This window comes from Myxococcus sp. RHSTA-1-4, from assembly GCF_020037125.1.
In the GTDB taxonomy this organism is placed as follows: Bacteria; Myxococcota; Myxococcia; order Myxococcales; family Myxococcaceae; genus Myxococcus.
The window spans coordinates 262,659-280,788 of the sequence record NZ_JAIQDG010000007.1 but is presented as its reverse complement, the minus strand read 5'-3'; the positions used below and the strand labels follow the sequence as shown (position 1 = coordinate 280,788).

Annotated in this window: 13 protein-coding genes; 12 read left to right on the top strand and 1 reads right to left on the bottom strand. The window is 72.5% G+C overall.

Annotated elements, in window-relative coordinates; all coding sequences use genetic code 11:
* From K8638_RS44845 to K8638_RS13140, 12 genes are read left to right on the top strand one after another with little or no spacing between them, the layout of a single operon-like run.
* Positions 1-2,022, top strand: a complete 2,022-nt coding sequence (locus tag K8638_RS44845; protein ID WP_305071159.1) for a hypothetical protein — start codon at positions 1-3, stop codon at positions 2,020-2,022.
* Positions 2,015-3,862, top strand: a complete 1,848-nt coding sequence (locus tag K8638_RS13190; RefSeq protein ID WP_223754847.1) for a hypothetical protein — start codon at positions 2,015-2,017, stop codon at positions 3,860-3,862. The genes K8638_RS44845 and K8638_RS13190 overlap by 8 nt, the downstream gene beginning before the upstream one ends.
* An 11-nt stretch (positions 3,863-3,873) precedes the next feature.
* On the top strand, positions 3,874-4,587 hold the full coding sequence (locus tag K8638_RS13185; protein ID WP_223754846.1) for a hypothetical protein: 714 nt from the start codon (positions 3,874-3,876) through the stop codon (positions 4,585-4,587).
* 23 nt (positions 4,588-4,610) lie between these two features.
* Positions 4,611-4,928 carry a hypothetical protein gene (locus tag K8638_RS13180; protein ID WP_223754845.1) on the top strand — a complete coding sequence of 106 codons (318 nt, stop codon included), beginning with the start codon at positions 4,611-4,613 and terminating at the stop codon, positions 4,926-4,928.
* Between the two features lie 3 nt (positions 4,929-4,931).
* On the top strand, positions 4,932-6,077 hold the full coding sequence (locus tag K8638_RS13175; protein WP_223754844.1) for a hypothetical protein: 1,146 nt from the start codon (positions 4,932-4,934) through the stop codon (positions 6,075-6,077).
* A 9-nt stretch (positions 6,078-6,086) separates the two neighbouring features.
* Complete coding sequence (locus K8638_RS13170) at positions 6,087-6,836, top strand: phage baseplate assembly protein V (RefSeq protein WP_223754843.1); 750 nt, start codon at positions 6,087-6,089, stop codon at positions 6,834-6,836.
* A 25-nt stretch (positions 6,837-6,861) separates the two neighbouring features.
* Positions 6,862-7,083, top strand: a complete 222-nt coding sequence (locus K8638_RS13165) for a hypothetical protein (protein ID WP_223754842.1) — start codon at positions 6,862-6,864, stop codon at positions 7,081-7,083.
* Between the two features lie 9 nt (positions 7,084-7,092).
* Positions 7,093-7,470 carry a GPW/gp25 family protein gene (locus K8638_RS13160; protein ID WP_223754841.1) on the top strand — a complete coding sequence of 126 codons (378 nt, stop codon included), beginning with the start codon at positions 7,093-7,095 and terminating at the stop codon, positions 7,468-7,470.
* Between the two features lie 13 nt (positions 7,471-7,483).
* A complete protein-coding gene (locus K8638_RS13155) occupies positions 7,484-9,091 on the top strand; it encodes a baseplate J/gp47 family protein (protein ID WP_223754840.1) in 1,608 nt (535 codons plus the stop codon).
* Positions 9,088-13,170, top strand: coding sequence for a phage tail protein (locus K8638_RS13150; protein WP_223754839.1), 4,083 nt, complete (start codon positions 9,088-9,090; stop codon positions 13,168-13,170). The genes K8638_RS13155 and K8638_RS13150 overlap by 4 nt, the downstream gene beginning before the upstream one ends.
* A 26-nt stretch (positions 13,171-13,196) precedes the next feature.
* Positions 13,197-13,754 carry a hypothetical protein gene (locus K8638_RS13145; protein WP_223754838.1) on the top strand — a complete coding sequence of 186 codons (558 nt, stop codon included), beginning with the start codon at positions 13,197-13,199 and terminating at the stop codon, positions 13,752-13,754.
* An 18-nt stretch (positions 13,755-13,772) separates the two neighbouring features.
* Positions 13,773-15,689 (top strand): DUF6519 domain-containing protein, encoded by a 1,917-nt coding sequence (locus K8638_RS13140; RefSeq protein ID WP_223754837.1) that lies wholly within the window; start codon positions 13,773-13,775, stop codon positions 15,687-15,689.
* 18 nt (positions 15,690-15,707) lie between these two features.
* Here K8638_RS13140 and K8638_RS13135 read toward each other — a convergent pair whose 3' ends face one another.
* Positions 15,708-17,975, bottom strand: a complete 2,268-nt coding sequence (locus K8638_RS13135; RefSeq protein WP_223754836.1) for a patatin-like phospholipase family protein — start codon at positions 17,973-17,975, stop codon at positions 15,708-15,710.
* Between the last annotated feature and the right edge of the window lie 155 nt (positions 17,976-18,130).

The following is an 18,130-nucleotide window of genomic DNA, read 5'->3' as shown; positions in this document are numbered from 1 at the left end:
ATGCCCATCGACCTCGCCCGCATCGCGGCCGCCTTCGAGGCCCCGTTCGCCCTCCAGCTCAAGGGCATCTCACTCGCGTTCGAGGAGGTCGGCCGCCGGCTGCGGGCGCGCCTGCGCGAGGCGTCCCTCCTGGAGAGCGCCAGCCGCGACTACCCCACCCTCACCTTCCGCGACGACGCCGTCACGCTCTGGATTGACCGGGTCCAACACCGGGCCCTCGCGCCATCCACGCCTGCGCCGAGCTTCGGTGCCTCGCTCCAGCGGGCCGGCTCCCGCTTCTCCCGCGAGCTGGGCCGGGTGCGCCTGGCCGTGCGCCAGGAGCGGCTCGTGCCCGGGCTCTTCGAGCGGACGGCGGAGGTGCTCGAAGCCATTGACGCGTCCATCGCCCGCTTCGAGCGCGTCTCGCCGGAGATGTTCGACCCGCGGCGGCGGAAGGCCTCGGACCTCTTCGGTGAGGCGGCGCTCCTGTGGCGCGCGCTCGGCAGCAGCACGGAGCACCTGCGCGGCGTCGCCGGCCAGCTCGCGGAGGCCCAGGCGCTCTTCACGGACTACTTCACGGGCCGCGAGCTGCTCCAGCGGCTGGAGGCCGAGCGCACGGGACAGGCCGTGGCCCACGCGGAGGAAGCGCTCGCCGCGGCGGGGACTCCGGGCCCCCTGGCGGAGTCTCCGGTGGCGATGCTGGAGGAAGGCACGCGGCTCCTCGTCGGGACGGCGCTCGTGCTGCCGCTGATTCCCGAGTGGCTCACGCTCCTCCACGGGCCGGGCGGCGCCAACCTCCGGCTCGCCCTCCTCGACGCCTTCTCGAAGCACGGTGTCGCGGCCCTGGAGGAGACCGTCATCGGCCTGCGGCGACAGGTGCTCGACACCGTCTACGGCGACCTGCTGAAGGTGGCGCAGCAGGCCTCCGACTTCCTCTGGGCCGTGGAGCGCGTCTTCCTGGGGACGCTGCGCGTCTTCCTGGAGTTCGGCCACCTCTACGGGGAGGAGCTCGTCACCGCGGTGGTCTTCTTCGTGGAGGACCTCTCGAAGTACCTGCACGCGTGGACGGTCGTCATCGAGAAGCTGCGGCGCTTCGTCGACTTCATCATGAACGCCGACCTGCTGCCCCTGCTCGCCACGGCCATGGGCTTCGGAGGCGCGAGGCTCCTGCTCCTCATCCCCGGGATGCCGTCCCTCTCCCTGCGGGACTTGCTGGTGCTGGACGCGAACGTGCGCCGCGTCGCCACGCGCGCCGGAGCCCTGAGCGCACTCACCATGGCCGAGGCGGAGCTCTCGCTCGTCCCCGAGTTCCTCTTCAAGGACAAGAAGAAGCACCTGCGCCAGCTCGACCTGATGAAGCAGGTGGTCCGGGCGGCGACCACGGCCCCTCCCCCGCTGCCTCCGGAGACGGCCCGCTTCCAGTACCCGGAGCACGTCGGCTTCCCCCACCTCGGCTGGGCCTTCTTCGGCTGGGGAGCGCCGGACTTTCGCTCCACGCTGGCCACGCTGCGCGACGGCGTCCAGCGCACCGTGCGGGAGAACCTCCTCGTGGGCGAGGACCTGCTGGAGAACGTGGCGGACGTCTTCCAGCGGGTACAGACGGAGGCCATGCTGCTCGGCGCGCCCGAGCGCTACCGCGCCATCTCCGAGCAGTCGGAGCAGCTCACGGCCACGGTGTTCGGCGCACAGGCCGAGGAGCTCCAGGCACGCCTCGCGGCGCGCCGGCCGGACCTGCTGGCCGAGGCCTTCGAGGGCTGGCTCGCCATGGGCGGCTTCCAGCTCGTGGGCCAGACCCTGCCCCTCTACGTGGAGGAGATGGACTCCTGGTGGCACGCAGGACAGGAGGCGTACCCGACGTCGCCCCACCTGCTCGCGCGGCGGGCGCGGGTGGGACGGGTGAGCATGCAGCGGCTCACGCTGGACGCGCGCGGCCGGCCGCTGGACGAGGCCCTGGCCCTGGAGCTGGCCCACCAGTTTCAGGGAGCCGTGGCCACCGCGTACACCACCGCGAGCGAAGAGCTGAGGAGGGGCGGCCATGGATGAAGAGCTCATCGGCCAGCTCGGGCTCATCCTCACGCAGCTACGCGTCACGCGGCGCGCGCTGGAGGACGTGGAGCGCAGCACCGCTCGCTACCACGGGCTGGCCTTCGCCTCGGCCCTCCAGCGCGGGCCCCGCTTCGGCGAGCCGCCCCTCTTCGCGGACGCGCTCAAGGTGTACGTGGTCAACATCAACGACCTGGCGCCCGGCGGCGGCTTCGGCGCCTTCCTGGAAGGGCTGGTGGGCGGGCTCGGCCGGTTCTTCGGCGGCCTCTTCGGCGGGCTCGTGGGAGGAACCCTCTCCGGGGTGGCGCTGCCGGTGATGCTCGGGCAGGTGGAGCGCATCGCCCGCACGCTGGAGCGGATAACGAACCGGCTCCTCTCCGGCGTGGCCCCGGCCGCGTCCGAGGCCCAGGCCGCCGTCGCGCCCCCGCCCGCCGCCGCCGCGCCCGACATGGAGGCGATGCTGCGCGACCTGCGCGCCACCGCCGATGCCTTCACCGGCCTCTTCCTGGCGGCGCAGGGTGAGCCGGAGAAGGCCGCGGGCGTCTCGGCGCTGCCGAGCACCGAGGCAGGCGCGCGCTGGATGCAGATGCTGGAGCTGGCGCGCGGCGTGCTCCAGGGCATCACCAAGGTCATCGACGGGCTGCGGCAGCTCATCCCCCTGGTGCTCGGCTCGCTGGCGTTGCTCTTCTCTCGGCTGGACGACCTCAAGCTGGCCATCCTCGGCGTGCTGGAGTTCGGGCTGCGCAACGCGCTCACGCTGCGGGGCACGCTGATGGTGACGCTGCTCGACACCGTCTCCGCGGGCGCGCGCCTGGGGGTCATCGTCCTGGGAGTGCTGGCCAGCTCGGTGGAGCGCATCCTCGCCTCCGTCTTCGACATCGTCGGCGTGCTGCTGGACACCGCGCTGGAGGCCTTCCACTTCCTCTCCAGCGGCCTGCAGCGCACGGTGGACACGCTGCTGCGCTGGGCCACCACCACCCTCTTCGCGGTGCTCACCACCCTGGGTGACACGCTCGTCTTCCGGGCCTTCGTCTACGTCGTCCGGGTGCTCCCCGCCGTCCTTCCCCCGCTCTACGCGCTGGTGCACGAGAAGAACCCGCTCACGGACGAGCAGGTGAAGGCGCTGGAGAGGGCCTCGCGGCTCGCCTTCCCGGCCACCCGGTACACCGGGGAGGCGCCGCTGGAGTCCCTTCCCCCCTTCCCCGGCTTCGCCCCCACCGAGGATCTCTTCCAACTGAGGAGTGCCGTCACCCAGGCGGGCGAGCAGATCACACGGCAGGCAGGCAACATCCTCGGCGAGACGCAGGGAGCGCTCACGCGCTTCGGTAGCGCGCTCAACGCGTCGGCGGCCCAGGGCGAGGCGCTCTTCACCCAGCAGCTCAACACGAAGCTGTCCGGCGTCGCCTCGCGAGCGGCCACCCTCACCGAGTCGCTCCGGCTCGACGTGGAGCGCGGCGCCCGGCCTTCGGGCCTGGAGCTCATCGCGGACGCCTACCAGGGCTGGCTCACCGGCGGTGGGCTGGAGCACCTGCTCGGCACCGTCACGAAGCACTTCCAGCGCACGCCCACCGCGGGGCCCGGCGCCGAGGGCACGCTGCCGGCGAGAATCACGGAGGCGGCCCAGGCCGAGCGCCCTCGCGCCACCGTCGAAATCCGGGACGTCATCATCGAGCTGGCGCCTCCCCCGGCGGCGGCCGCGTCCCCCGTCCCCACCGCCCTCGCGCCGCGGCGCATGAGCGACGAGGAAATCCTCGGCGCCGTGGTGCGCGCCATCCACGACCTGGAGGAGCGCGGCATCACACCCGAAGCCAGCACGCTTCTCACGCACCTCGGTGCCTAGGAGGAATCACCATGCAGCGAAAGACGGGCTACCTCGCCAGCATCGACAACGTGCCGCCGCTCATCTTCCGGTTCCAGTTCAACCCGGAGCTGCTCCAGGAGAAGAAGACCTTCAACTACCGCGAGGCCAACAGCTTCGGGCAGTGGAGGTTCGACCAGGCGCAGGCGGGCACCGGGCTGGTGGAGAGGGGCTCCGGGCTGATGAATGACGCGAAGGAGATTGGCTCGCTGCTGGTGGGCGCCCGCCCGCTGGAGGCGCTGGAGGGCTCGCCGCGCACCTTCTCCCTGGACTTCACGCTGGACGCCACGGTGCCCGGCCCCATGGACGGGGACAATCACTACGGCGGGAGCATCGAGCCGGACCTCGCGGTGCTGCGCTCCTTCATGCTGCCGGCGTGGGACCTCATCGACGTGTCCAAGATGGTGGCGGCGGGCTTCAGTGACGTCCCCTGCTTCAGCCGGCCGCCCCAGTGCTCGCTCGTCTACGGCGCGCTGAGCGTCACCTGCGTGATGACCGACCTGAACATCAAGCTGACGGCCTTCCAGGATGACGGCTCGCCCGCGCGCGCCGAGGTCAGCGCCACCCTCAAGGAGCAGACGTTCGCCTTCTCCCCGCTGGCGGACTTCCTCCTGCGGCACGACGGCATCCGGCGCAGCTACAGCCGCAAGGGCTTCGGCGAGGACGTCCTGGCCGTCACGCCCGTCCTCAGCAGCATCTTCACCTGAGCCGCGCGCGCAAGGAGCCCGCCATGCCTGTCCACCTCACGTCGCGCTATCACGGCACGCCCGTCTACCCGGCCCGGGACGCCGGGGGCGAGGTCCACCCCACGGTGGGCATCCGCCCCTCCACGCCGCCTCCGCCCGGCACGCCCCTCGTCCGGCACCGCGTCACCGGGGTGGAGTCGCTGGAGTACCTCGCGTGGCGCTACTACGGCGCCAGTGATGCCTGGTGGCGCATCGCCGAGGCCAACGCGCTCGTCTTCCCGCTGGACCTGAGGCCCGGGGCCGCCCTGTCGATTCCAGCGCCGGGCGACCTGGGCGAAGTGAAGCGGACCCGGAGGTTCTGAGCCATGGCCGATTCCCGCAGGCCCCGGGTGTCCGTCTCCGTGGAGAAGGTGCCGGTCGAAGCCACGGTGCAGTCCGTCACCGTGGAGGACGACGACCGCGCCCTGGACAAGGCCACACTCGTGGTGGACGACCCGGACGGCATCGCCCGGGAGATGTTCCGCGAGGGGCTCACCCTCAAGGTGGGGATGGGCTGGGCGCGGGAGCACACCACGCTTTTCGAGGGGGAGATTGTCTCCTCGAATCCGGTGTCCAACGGCGGCGTCCCCCGCGTCTCGGTGACGGCGTATGACCTCGGCTACCGGCTGATGCAGGGCCCGCCGCTGCCCCCGCGCAACCACGTGGGCCGGCTGAGCGACATCGTCCTCCAGGTGTTCCAGCAGGGCGACTCGGGCGTGGAGGTGGGGACCATCGCCCCGGACCCGGACCCCGAGTTCACCGAGGAGAACCCGCTGCGGCCCGAGCCGGACGAGCGGCCCTGGCGCTTCCTCCAGCGGCTCGCCGACAGGCACGGCTGCCGCGCCTTCGTCGAGTACAACGAGGGCGCCTCGGCCTTCTACTTCGTGCCCGTGCGCAAGCTGCTCCAGGCCGAGCCGCAGGGGACGCTGAAGTACTGCCGGGGGATGAGCCAGCTCATCGAGTTCAGCTACGAGCGCATCGCCCGCGCCGCCGCGCCCGTGAGGTCCGCGACGGTGGAGGACCCGCTCAGCGGAGAGGCCCACTCCGTGGCCGGTCCCCCGCCCGAGCCCGCCCCGCTGCCCACGCCCAGCGCGACGACGCGCACCCAGCTCGCGAGCCGCGGCCCCACCCGGGTCCAGCAGTACGACGCCGCCCTGGAGGTAACCGCGCGCGCGCCGGGCAACCCCTCGGAGCAGGTGCCGCGCCAGGAGGTGCGGGGGCTGCCCTCGGACCGGGCGCTGGCCGAGACCGCCATCCAGCAGGACCCCACGCGCGTGCTCGGCTTCCTCGGCCGGGGCGAGGCGGTGGGCACCGTGAAGCTGCGCGCCAAGGGCCGCGTCACCATCGAGGGCATCGCCTCCTGGGCCGCGGGTGACTGGTACGTGCGCCAGGTGCGCCACGTCTACACGCGCTCCGCCCTGGGAGAGGACGCCCGCGGCACCTACCGCACCCACTTCGTCGTCACCCGGTGAGAAGGCCCCATGCTCCAGGCTTCCCTTCAGCGGCACGCCGGCAGGTACTACGGCAAGTACAGCGGAGAGGTCACCGGCAACGCGGACGAGCAGCACCTGGGCCGGCTGCTGGTGCGCGTGCCCGCGATCTTCGGCGGGGAGCTCGCGGTGCGCGCGCGCCCGTGCCTGCCCTACGGCTGCTTCTTCATTCCCCCCGTGGGCACCAAGGTCTGGGTGGAGTTCGAGGCGGGAGATCCGCAGTACCCCATCTGGGTGGGCACCTGGCACCCCACCGGCACCACGCCCCCGGAGGCCGCCGTCTCACCTCCGGAGCACCGCCTCCTCCACACCCCCTCGGGACACAGCCTGGAGCTGCGCGACGCGGAGGGCGAGCAGGAGGTGGTGCTGCGCCACCGGGGCAACGTCGCACTGCGCATCGCCCCCGAGGGCACCGTCACCCTCACCCTCCCCGACGGCGCGCACCTGACGCTCCACGCGGCGGGCCAGGCCGTGCTGGTCAACAAGGAGGGCAGCCAGCTCGAGCTCAGCGGGAACACGGCGCGCGTGGTGGCCACGAACATCTCGCTCCAGGGCACCACGGTGGACGTCGGCGAGGACGCCTCCGAGCCCACCCTCCGGGGACAGTCCTTCAAGACGCTGTGGGACGCCTTCGTCCTCCACACCCACGCCACGGCGGTGGGCCCCTCGGGGCCGCCCGTGCCTCCCGTGGGTCCGCTGCAGCCAGGGGTCCACCTCACCACCAGCGCCCGGGTGAAGTGAGCGCGCGCACGAGAGGAGGCGTGGCATGGCGTTGAACAAGACGGAGCTCGCGGACTCCATCCGGGGCCTCTTCCAGAAGGCCTTCGACGAGTCGTGGTCGAGCGAGCAGGTGGCTGACGCGCTGGCCGAGGCCATCGACACGTATGTCCGCGCGGCGGCCGTCACCGGGGTGACGGTGACGGTGACGAATACGAGCAACACCGTCATCGGCACCGGGACGCAGACGGGCACCGGCTCGCTTCAGTGAGGGAGACACATGGCGAACGAGCTCGACGACGTGGGCGGCATGGCCTTCCCCTTCCGCATCGACCCCCAGACGGGCGGCGTGTCCTGGGCCACCGGCGCGGACAAGCTCCGCCAGAACATCCGCGTGCTCATCGGCACGCGTCACGGGGAGCGGCCCATGCTGCGGGACTTCGGCACGCGCGTGCACTCGCTCGTCCACGAGCCCAACGACGGCGTGCTCGCGGACCTGGTTCGCACGCAGCTCCAGCAAGCGCTGCTGACGTGGGAGCCGCGCGTGCTGGTCCTGGGCGCCGACGTCACCCACGCGGAGGGCGAGCTGCGGGTCCGCCTGCGCTACGCCCCCACCAACGAGCCCTCCCCCGACGAGCTCGTCCTCGTCCTGCCCTGAGAGGAGCCTCCCCATGGCGCAGCCACCGCCGGCCATCGACTACACGAACAAGGACTACGCCTCGTTGCGCGCCGCGATGCTGGACCTGGCGCGCTACCGGCTGCCGGAATGGACGGACCGTTCCGCGAGCGACCTCGGCATGTTGATGGTGGACCTCTTCGCCTACATGGGCGACGTCCTCCTCTACTACCAGGACCGCATCGCCAACGAGGCCTTCCTCCACACGGCGGTGGAGCGGCGCAGCGTGATGCACGCGCTGCGGCTCATCGGCTACGAGCTGGCCCCGCCCGTGGCCGCCACCGCGGAGCTCCTGCTCACCTTCCGGGCCCCGCCGGCGCAGGGCTCACCGCTCGTCACCGTGCCCCACGGCGCGCAGTTCGCCACCCGGGCCGTCAATGGCGTGTCCCTGCCCTTCGTGTACCTGGGGCCGGACCTCACCCTGGACCTCACCTCGGACCAGGTGGAGGCGCTCCCGGACGGCCGGCGCATCTACGCGGGGCTGCCCGTGCGGCAGGGCCAGCACGTCCCCACCGAGGTCATCGGCTCCTCCACCGGCGAGCCCAACCTGCGCTTCGCCCTCTCGCGCGCGCCGCTGCTCCCCGAGTCCCTCGTGGTGGAGGGGCAGGAGGGCGCCGGCTGGGTGACGTGGCATCGGCGGGAGAGCCTCGTTCTCGGCCTCGCCCCGGATGGCCAGGTCACCGCATCCGGCCCGGAGGCGCGCCACTACACGCTCCAGTTCGACGAGAAGGACACGGCCTGGGTCCTCTTCGGAGACGGTGTGTCCGGGCGCAAGCCCCCGGTGGGGCTCAACAACATCCGGGCCTCCTACCACGTGGGCGGAGGCGCCGCCGGCAACGTCCCGGCAGGCAGCATCACCGAGGCGCGCACTCCGATTTCCCTGCTGGAGTCCGTCACCCAGCCGCAGCCTGCCGCGGGTGGAGCGGACGCGGAGAGCACCGAGCACGCCGTGCGCTTCGGCCCCCAGGCCTTCCGCTCCGCCGGTCGCGCCGTCACGGTGAGCGACTACGTGGCGCTGGCCCACCAGGCCGGCGGCGTGGCCAAGGCGCGCGCGCGCAGCCAGGGGTGGAACGAGGTGGCGCTGTACGTGGCCCCCCAGGGCGGCTCGTGGCGGCCCGTCCCGGAGGCCCTCAAGCGGCACCTGCTCTCCTTCTTCGAGGACAAGCGCATGGCGGGCACCTTCGTGCGCATCCTCGACGCCACGCCGGTGCGCATCGACGTCGCCATGGAGGTGCTGCACCAGCCCAGCCACCGCGCGGAGGCCGTCCGCCAGACGGTGGAGTCCACGGTGCGCGCGCTGCTCGCGTACGAGCGGGTGGACTTCGGCATGCCCGTGTACCTCAGCGACCTCTACAGCGCGGTGGAGGCCGTGCCCGGCGTGCTGGCCGTCACGGTGACGCGCTTCCGCCGCAGGGACGCGGGGGACTCGGAGATAGAGGCCGAGCTGCGGCGCCTCAACCTGCCCCCGCTGGAGCAGCTTCCCGAGGTGCTGCGCCGCGGGCTGTCGCTCGACGTGGCGCCCGAGGGCCGCATCGACCTGGACGACTTCGAGCTGCCCGAGCCAGGCACCCTGGAGGTGGCCGTCAAGGCCACGGCGAGATGAAGCTCCTGCACTTCCAGGCGGCCTCCGACCTCCTCGGACGGCGCATCCGCGTGAGCTGGGAGCTGGAGCCCGAGGACGGCGAGACGCTCGCCGACGCGCCCCCCGTGCGCCTGCGCCGCAAGGAGCGCGACTTCGACTTCCCTCCGCCCGCCCCGGGCGCGGACGCCTTCCTCGTCTACGACAGCACCACCTTCCCCGAGGGCCCGCCCGCCGTGGCCACGGACCTGCCGGGCTGGGAGGTGCGGGAGGAAGGCGGCGGGCGCACCGTCACCTCCGTCATCTCCGTGGCGCGTCCGCTGGGCGGGCGGCTGGAGGAGACGTCCCGGCGCACGGTGTCCACCACCTTCGGCCCGGGCGGCACCGTGCTGCGGCAGCGGGTGGAGGTGCTGGACCTCGGCGGCGCCTCCGGCGCGCTGGTGCCCCGGCGGACGTACTACTACCAGCTCTTCGGGGCCTCGCTGCCGGTGGACGGAGACGGCGCCCCGCGCGCCACGGCCACCGCCACGGAGGCCTACGGCCTCAACAAGGTCCTCTACGACTCGCTGCCCGAGGTGTACCGGCGGCACGACGTGGTGACACGCGCCCCCGGCCATGGCTCGGACTCGGTGCCCGAGGCCGCCCCGCGCGGCGGCCAGCTCCGGCGCTTCCTCGACCTGTTCGGCCTGCCGCTGGACTCGCTGCGGGGCTCGGCGGAGGGGCTGATGGACTTGCGGGACGTGGACGCGGTGGACGCGCGCTTCCTCCCGCTGCTGGCGAAGTGGCTCGGCTGGGATTTGAGCTTCGACGTGGGGATTCCCGTCCAGCGCAACGAGCTGAAGGCCGTGCCCCGCTTCTACCGGAGCGTGGGGACGGTGCCCGGGCTGCGCGCGCTCGTCAGCCACTACACCGGGTGGTTCACCCAGGTGGCGGAGCTCGCCCAGCACCTGCTGCGCGCCAACCACCCCCCGCAGCGCAACCTCTTCGCCGCCACCGAGGCGGGCGGCACCTGGCGCGGCATCGACGACGCGGCGGCGGTGCTGGGCTTTGGACCGGGCAATGACACCGCCCGGGGCGACAGCACGGGGCCCGCCCGGCTGGAGGGAACGGCCACCGAGCCCTTCGCGCTGCGGCCCGGAATGGAGCTGCGCCTCTCGGTGGATGGCGGACCGCCGGCCGGCGTGCGCTTCCGTGCCACGGATTTCGCACGCCCCGAGGCCGCCACCGCCTCGGAGGTGGCCTCGGCGCTCGCCGCCGTCCTCTCCGAGGTGGCGGTACGGACCACGCAGGACGGAAGGCTGGAGCTGGCCTCGCACACGCAGGGGCCCGAGTCCGCGCTGCTCGTGGAGGCGCCGCCCACCAGCCTCGTCACCCTGGAGGGCGCGCCCGGAGGGAGGCCCTCGGCCACGCGCGATGCCGCGGGGCGGCTGCACCTCCTCTACGAGGCGCGAGAGCTCCCTGCCTCCGACCTGCTCTCCACCGGGCCCGTCAGCGCCCCGGCGCGCGTGGCCCGGAGCGCCACCCTGGCGGCCAGCGTCCCGGGAACGGCGCCGGAGGTGCGCCACAAGGTGATGGTGGACGGCGCGTGGCGGGACTCGCATCCGGTGGAGCTGCCCACGTCCGCGCCGCGCTCGATGCCCACCGCCGCCGCGATTCCGGATCGGCGCCTGTGGCTGGCCTTCGTGGAGGCACCGGACACGCCCGCCTCGCGCCTGTGCTGGGTGCTCGGCACGCCGAGGCCCGCCACGCCGGCCCGGCTGCTCGGCCAGCGGCGCGAGCCCTTCGCGCTGGCACCGGGCACGCGGCTGCGCCTCACCGGCGGCTTCGGCGCGGAGACGTTCGAGGTGCGGGAGACGGACTTCGCGGACGTGAGGCGCGCCACCGCGTCCGAGGTGGCCGCCGCGATCAACGGGCGGCTCTCCCATGTGCGGGCCGCCGCGCAGCCGGACCGCACGCTGCGGCTGGAGACGGTGGTGACGGGGGACTCCGCCCGGCTGGAGGTGGACTTCGCCGGCTCCACCACGGCTCGGGCGCTCGGCTTCGGCCCGGGCAACGCCTCCGCGCGGGGCCACTGGGACGAGCGCCACGCCTGGAGCGCGCCCCAGGACGTGGGCACCGTGCCGGACGGCTTCCACGCGGACCCGTATGCCCTGGCGGACGCGGGCGGTGCCGTGAGCCTCTTCTGGGCCTCCCACCAGGAGGGCCGCTGGCACATCCACTCGGCGCGCTGGGACGAGCGGCTGTGGGTCGCCACCTCCTCCGGCGTGAGCGTGCGGCGCGGAAGCGGGCCCTTCACCACGCTGGGCAAGTCCCAGGGCCTGCCGAGCGCGGACGTGCGAAACGTCGCGGTGGACGCGCGGGGCATGGCGTGGTTCGCCACCCCGGCGGGAGTGGTCCTCCGCCGGCCCGACGGCACCACCTCCACCTTCGACACCGGCAAGGGCCTGCCCTCCAACGACGTGCGGGCCGTCGCGCTCGCGCCGGACGGGACGGCCTGGGTCGCCACGGCGGGCGGCGTCAGCCTCCTGCGCGAGGACGGCAGCCACTCCACATTCACCACGGCCGACGGGCTCTCCTCCAACGACGTGCGAGGGGTGGCCGTGGCACAGGACGGCACGGTGTGGCTCGCGACGGCGGCGGCGCTCAGTGTGCGGCCCCCGGGCGGGACGTGGCGGCCCTGCGGCCCCCCGGACTGCTTCCCGGGCTTCATCGTGCGCGCGGTGGCCGTGGCGCGGGACGGCACGGTGTGGGCGGCGACGGCCGGCGGGCTGGTGAGGCGCGAGCCGGACGGCACCGTGCGCATCTTCGGCGCCGCGGACGGGCTGCCCTCGCTGGACGTGCGCTCGGTGGCGCTGGGCGCCGGAGGTGCGGTGTGGTTCGGCACCTCGAGCGGGCTGTGCGTGCGCCGGCCCCCGGGCGGCTTCGAGACCTTCGACACGCGGCGCGGGCTGGCGAGCAACGACGTGCGTGGCGTCACGCTGGAGCGCGATGGGACGGTGTGGGCCGCCACGGCGGCGGGACTGTCCATGCGGCGCCCGGACGGCGCCTTCACCACGCTCACCACGGCCCAGGGGCTCGCGAGCAACAACGTGCGCGCGGTGCATGGGCCCTGGTCGGCCCGCCGCGCGCTGGCCTCGGGCCTGGGCGGCCGCCGCGAGCCGGCGGTGGCCAGGGACGGCGCCGGCAACCTGTGGCTCGCGTACGCGCACCACCCGGACGGGGGCACGGCCGAGGACACCTGGCTGTTGCGCTACCGCCGCTTCGATGCGGGCTCCTTCACCTGGGGCGAGGAGCGCGAGCTCACCCGCCCACCAGCGCTCGGGCGCGCCACGGACCGCGAGCCGGGAATCGTCGCGCTGCCGGGCGGCGGCGCCCGCGTGTACTTCCGCTCGGACCGGAGCGGCGGCACCCGGCTGTGGTCCGTGTCCGTGGACGCGGCCGGTGACGTCGGCGCGCCGGAGCTGCTCACGGACGGCCCCGAGGCGGACACAGCCCCGGTGCCCGTGGCGCTGGGGGACGGGACGGTGTGGCTCTTCCACCGGAGCGACAGGAGCGTGGCGCTGTCCGGAGTGGGCTCGGCGCGCATCGCGGAGGAGGGCTCGCTGCGCCGCCATGCGGGCTCGACGAGCATCGTGCTCTCCGACCTCGCGCGTGCCGGGCTCCAGCGGCGCTGGGGGGACCTGCTCGCGTACACCCCGCAGCGGCCCGCCAACGAGGCGCCCCTCACGGACGACGAGCTCTACACCCGCGGCACGCTTGGGCTGTATGTGAGCCGCACTCCGTTCGGAGACCCGCTGACGGCCGACGAGGGAGAGCGGGTGCGGCAATTGCTGCACCGCTTCCTGCCCATCAACACCCGCGCCGTGCTCGTCCTCGCTCCCTCCCTCACCGTCGAGTCCATGTACCCGGCCGGCCAGGACATCGAGGAGCGATACCAGGACAATCATCCATTTATCGACACGTACCCGGGACCCGCGGACGGCACCTCGGCGGCCCTGCCTGGATGGAAGATTCTCGCTTCCAACACGAAGGACGACGTCTCGGTGGACCCGGGCAGGCCCACCACCTGGCGGCGCCGGACCTTCTTCTTTCCCCCCGGTTGACACGAGGGTTTCGCGAGGAGGCACGCATGGCGGGACGGCCCGGCATGGAGAGGGCCGCGGAGGGCCTTCATGGGCTCTACCGCGACGTGGTGCGCGACGCCCGGGGACAGGTGTCGTGGGACAGCGGCTGGCGGAGCAACGCCATCGTGGGCTCCTGCCGCAGCCTGCTGGCGGCCTTCCTGCGCGGCGGGCCGCCGGAGGCGCTCGGCATCCAGGGCCTGGCGGTGGGCGCGGGCCTGGAGGCCTGGGACTCGGGCTTCATCCCGCCGGCCACCAGCGCGCAGACGGCCCTGGTGGACCCGCACCCGCACCTCGTCCCGCGCTCGGCGCTCACCCTCTCCTTCCTCTCGGGCGCCTCGGTGTCGCCCACGCCCACGAACCGGCTCCAGATCTCCGCCTCGCTGGGGCCCGGAGTGCCGCCCTGGCCCGACACGGCGACGGGCCACCCCACCAGCGCGCTGCGCGAGTTCGGGCTCGTGGGCCGGCTGGACGGGCAGTCCATCCTCATCAACTACGTCACCCACCCCGTCATCACCAAGGACGCGGCCAGCACGCTGGAGCGCACCGTCTGGCTCGTCTTCTGAAGCGCAGGAGCGCCGCGCATGGCCATCATCTCCCCCAACACGTTCGACCCGCTGAAGCGCTACATCAGCGTCCGGCTCCAGCAGGGCGTGCCCATCGTGGACGCGGACTGGAACGAGCTGGAGGACGTGCGCCGCTTCGAGCTGCGCGCCTTCCTCAAGTGGTTCGTCGGCGACGGCATCCCCGAGGGCATGAACGCCTTCGTCGTGCAGGGCTCGGAGACCCCCGACAACTTCGTCGTCCGCGCCCGGGTGTACGAGCCCGGAGACGACGGGACGCCCCCACTGCTGGACCGGGGGCTGCACCACGTGGGGCGCTGCCTCGTGGACGGGCTGGACGTCATCATCGCGGAGGACCTCACCTACCGGGGCCAGCCGCTGCACGTGAGCCAACCGGGCTCGGCCGCCCTGGCCGCGGCGTGGGGCGTGCCCCAGATTCCCGAGCTGCCGGCCGTCGACGGCGACCTGCTCGTCTACCTGGACGTGTGGGAGCGGCTGGTGCGGCCCAGCGAGGACCCGCGGCTCGTCTTCCCGGGGCTGGGGACGGAGAGCTGCGCGCGCCTCAAGCGCGAGTGGGTGGTGCGCGTGCGCCAGTCCGGCCACGTGCCGCAGACGGGCTTCGGGATTCCACCGGTATCGGACCCGGACTATCTGCAAGGACACAGCTACTTCGCCCTGGCGAGCATCCGCCGCCGCGCGAGCGGGGGCCCCGTCACCTTCCAGGACATCACCGACCGGCGCGGCTCCCGCCTGATGCTGCCGCCAGCCACCCTCATCGAGGACACCCTCGGCGAGAATGCCTCCACGTACCGCCTGTACAACACCTATTCGAGACCACGCCTCAGCCTGCGCAGGGCCATCAACCTGCTGATGCGCGGCGAGCTTCCGGGCGAAGACGAGCGGGTGGTGTCGGACACCCCGGGCTCCGACAACATCAAGAGGGCCTTCTTCGTCGACGCCCAGGAGAGGCTCCAGGCCTACTGGGAGGCGCCGCAGGAGGGGCTGGACCAGATTGTCGGCGCCTCTCTGGATACTCGCGAGACGCTCTTCACCCCCTCGTTCGGCTCACTGCGCAAGTACACCTCTGGAAGCGCACGCAACCGGGAGCCCGACGCGGCTCCACTCCCCGACGGAGGCGCCCTGCTGACCTACCAGCGCGAGGTGTCGGGCATCTTCTGCAAGCGCCTGCTCCCGGGCCTGGATCCGGGCGCCCCCGAGCAGCAGGTGTCCGACTCGGGCTCTGCCCCCGCGGTCCGGGTGCACGGCAACCTCGCGGCGTTCTTCTTCTTCACCACGACGGGGAGCCAGTGGCAGTTCCGCCGCTACCGGCACACGGACGGCGTCTTCATCGACTCCAGCCCCAAGTCCTTCGCCTCCATTCCCAACACCACCACCCAGCGCCACTTCCACGCCACGGTCGACAACAGCGGCCGGATATGGGCCGGCTTCCGTACGGGCGTTGACATCGGGGTGGCCCGGCTCTCCCTCGCGGACGGGGTCGTCACGCAGCTCGGCACCTTCAACTCGGGTGGCATCGACTTCGACCCCTTCCTCGTCCCCGACAACGAGGGTCAGGCCCTGCTCTTCTGGGGCAACGACTCGGGAGGGTTGCGGGTCGCGAGCTTCCGCGCGGACGGCTCCTCGCAGGTGGACACCGTCCCCACCACCCAGCAGGGGGATGCCAACCCCACCGCGGTGATGGACGTGATGGGAGACCTCTGGCTGTTCTTCAACCGCAACGCGAACAATGAAATCTGGTTCATCCGGCGCGGAGCGGATGGGACCTGGTGGCCCGCGCGCATGCTCACGGGCGCCCGCAACTCCAACATCCTGCCCCATGCGGTCCTCGCCCCCGACGGCAGCATCTGGCTGTTCTACCTCGCCTCACGCACCGGCCCCTCGAACATCGTCTTCCGGCGCCTCTACACGTCCATCTGAAGGCGGCGGGGAGACCGCTCACCACCGGGTGATCAGCACCTCCACGCCCAGGCCCGTCTCCTTGAAGATCTTGGGCGTCCCGTGGTGCCACCCGTCCTCCGACTTCTTGACGAGGTAGAGGGGCACGCTCAGCCGCAGGCCCACCAGCTCCGCCACGTCCACCCCGAGCCGCGCCTCGGGGACGAGGAAGGAGAACTCCTCGGGGTTGCGAAGGTAGCTGCCGGACGCCCCCAGGCCCGCGCGCAGCCGGACGTAGGGCCCGCCCTGGAGCCCCTTCACCCTGCCCCCGAAGCCATCCATGTCGGAGACGAAGTCTGCATACGTGCCGAGCGTGACGAGCCGCAGCCGCGTCTCGTTCGGCACGAGCCGGTCCATGTCCCGCACTCCGAACGCGGACACCGCCACGCCGAGCCTCAGCTCGCTCCGGTCGGACACGCCCCCCTCCCGGCGCTCCTCGTAGGCCGTGGACGACAGCGGCTTCTCCCAGCCCACTCCCACGCCCCGCTGGCGGCTCGCATGGACCGTGAACGCATGGCGCGGCGGCGTATAGGTGAGCCAGTCATCCAGGAACGCGGCCCCGGCCGGGCGCAGGGCAATCCTCAGCCCGCTCTTCTGGTGCGAGACCAGGTCATGGAAGGCCGTGCCCACGCGCACGCGCACCGGCAGCAGGTCGCTCCGCGTCCCCGTCGCCTTCGCCACGCCCATGACGCCCTCGCCATACTCGTAGCCCACCTCCCCGAGCGCCTCGAGCAGGTCGTCGACGTCACCGTGCTTCAGCTTCTTCGCCTTCGCGGTCCGCGTCAGGGCGTCGGTGGCGTCGCGAAGCTTCCCCAGCTCGACGCCATCCGCGACGTCCTCGCAGGCGCCGTCCACCACGCACCGGAAGCCGCCGGAGGAGATGCCGAGCACGTCGCGGATGTCCTGCTCTCGCCTGTCGAGCATCTGTCCGGGGACGCGCGGCACCAGGGACTCCACGGCCCGGGTCGAGGTGAGCTGGGTGGACAGGAAGCGGATGGCGTCCTGCATGCCGCGATAGAAGTCGTGCTGGCGGAAGCGCCGGTCGAAGAAGCCCATCATCGCGAACTGGTACTCGGAGGGGAGCACGGTGCCGCGCCGGGGAATCTTGATGCGGCCCGACAGGTTCGCGTCGTGCTCCAGGGTGTCGAGCACGACGCTGTCCCGCGCCGCGGTCATGAGGTTGCCCACGTGCTGGAAGTACGTCTCCTCCAGCGGGCTGAGGGAGCCCTCCCGGGGTGCGTCGCGCGGCTTCCACGTCCAGTCGACGACGTCCTGGTCCAGGTACACGACGGGAAAGCGCGAGCGATTGAAGCCCGCGCCTCCCTCGTCGACCCAGCGCGCCCCGAGCCGCACCGCCAGGTCCAGCGGGTTGTTGTTGAGGAAGCCTCCGTCCACCAGCTTCAGCGACTGCTTCGGGCCCCACTGGACCTCGTCGAAGAACGACACGTCGACTTCGACAGGAGGGAACGCGAGCGGGAACGCGCCCGACGCCTGCGGGGTGAGCAGCAGGTTCTTGAGGGAGACGGGCTGGCCACCCTCCTCGTCCGACGGCGGCGCGCCCAGCGCCGGGTAGTGGACCCGCGCTTCCTGCTCGAGCGCGAGGTAGGGCGCCGTCGCGCTCGAAGCGCCCTTCGTGAACGGCAGGCGTGCCGTGAGCGTTCCATCTCCCCGCGTCATCACCTGGACGACGAGCTTCTCGGTGACGCGTGTCAGCTCCGCCTTGGAGTCGGGGCCTCCCCAGCCGAAGGGAACATCCCGGCCGCGCAGGTTCGTCACCGTGAGGCCGAAGGCGAACGAGCAGTCCGGCCGGAAGCGCTTCGTCTTCGCCTCCTTCTCTATCTCCGCGAGCGTCAGCTCCATGTGAGGCGCGCTGAAGAGGTGGTTGCTCCGGTCGGGGTCGTCCTGGGGAAGCAGCATCTCCAGGTCGAGCTGCTTCACCCAGACGGTCCAGAAAAGGCTCTCCTCGGGGGACCATTGGGGCTGCTCGAAGGCGGGATCACAGGAGGCCAGCCCACCCAGCAGGGCATTCACCGCGCCCGCCGAGGCGCCCGTCCACACCCGGGGCGTCGGGTCTCCCAGGCCGGCGCCGCCATCCCGGCGAGCCACGCTCCAGAACCGCACGAGCGTGGAGATGAACCCCGCCTGGTATGCCCCCAGGCTGATGCCGCCGCTGACGACGAGGACCGGAGCGCTCGACTCGGTCGCCCTGGCCAGCTCACTCGCGGCGGCCGGGTCCGCGACGTGCTCGGGCGGGAACTCCGTGCCCATGTACACGCGCCGGGGCTCCTCGGCGGGGGGGCCTGCGTCCGGCGTGACACCGGCATCGGGCGCCTGGGCGTTCGCCGCCCAGGCCCACAGGAGGACAGCACAAGCGGGGAGAAGGGAACGAAGCATCGGCATACCCCGCATTCTCGCCCACTTCC

What these genes read in the sequence shown, in the direction of transcription:
- K8638_RS13165 (WP_223754842.1), top strand. Translation starts at nt 6,862, where the DNA reads ATGGCGTTGAACAAGACGGAGCTCGCGGACTCCATCCGGGGCCTCTTC.
- K8638_RS13190 (WP_223754847.1), top strand. Translation starts at nt 2,015, where the DNA reads ATGGATGAAGAGCTCATCGGCCAGCTCGGGCTCATCCTCACGCAGCTA.
- K8638_RS13150 (WP_223754839.1), top strand. Translation starts at nt 9,088, where the DNA reads ATGAAGCTCCTGCACTTCCAGGCGGCCTCCGACCTCCTCGGACGGCGC.
- K8638_RS13145 (WP_223754838.1), top strand. Translation starts at nt 13,197, where the DNA reads ATGGCGGGACGGCCCGGCATGGAGAGGGCCGCGGAGGGCCTTCATGGG.
- K8638_RS13135 (WP_223754836.1), bottom strand. Translation starts at nt 17,975, where the DNA reads ATGGGCACGGAGTTCCCGCCCGAGCACGTCGCGGACCCGGCCGCCGCG.
- K8638_RS13160 (WP_223754841.1), top strand. Translation starts at nt 7,093, where the DNA reads ATGGCGAACGAGCTCGACGACGTGGGCGGCATGGCCTTCCCCTTCCGC.
- K8638_RS13140 (WP_223754837.1), top strand. Translation starts at nt 13,773, where the DNA reads ATGGCCATCATCTCCCCCAACACGTTCGACCCGCTGAAGCGCTACATC.
- K8638_RS13185 (WP_223754846.1), top strand. Translation starts at nt 3,874, where the DNA reads ATGCAGCGAAAGACGGGCTACCTCGCCAGCATCGACAACGTGCCGCCG.
- K8638_RS13170 (WP_223754843.1), top strand. Translation starts at nt 6,087, where the DNA reads ATGCTCCAGGCTTCCCTTCAGCGGCACGCCGGCAGGTACTACGGCAAG.
- K8638_RS44845 (WP_305071159.1), top strand. Translation starts at nt 1, where the DNA reads ATGCCCATCGACCTCGCCCGCATCGCGGCCGCCTTCGAGGCCCCGTTC.
- K8638_RS13180 (WP_223754845.1), top strand. Translation starts at nt 4,611, where the DNA reads ATGCCTGTCCACCTCACGTCGCGCTATCACGGCACGCCCGTCTACCCG.
- K8638_RS13175 (WP_223754844.1), top strand. Translation starts at nt 4,932, where the DNA reads ATGGCCGATTCCCGCAGGCCCCGGGTGTCCGTCTCCGTGGAGAAGGTG.
- K8638_RS13155 (WP_223754840.1), top strand. Translation starts at nt 7,484, where the DNA reads ATGGCGCAGCCACCGCCGGCCATCGACTACACGAACAAGGACTACGCC.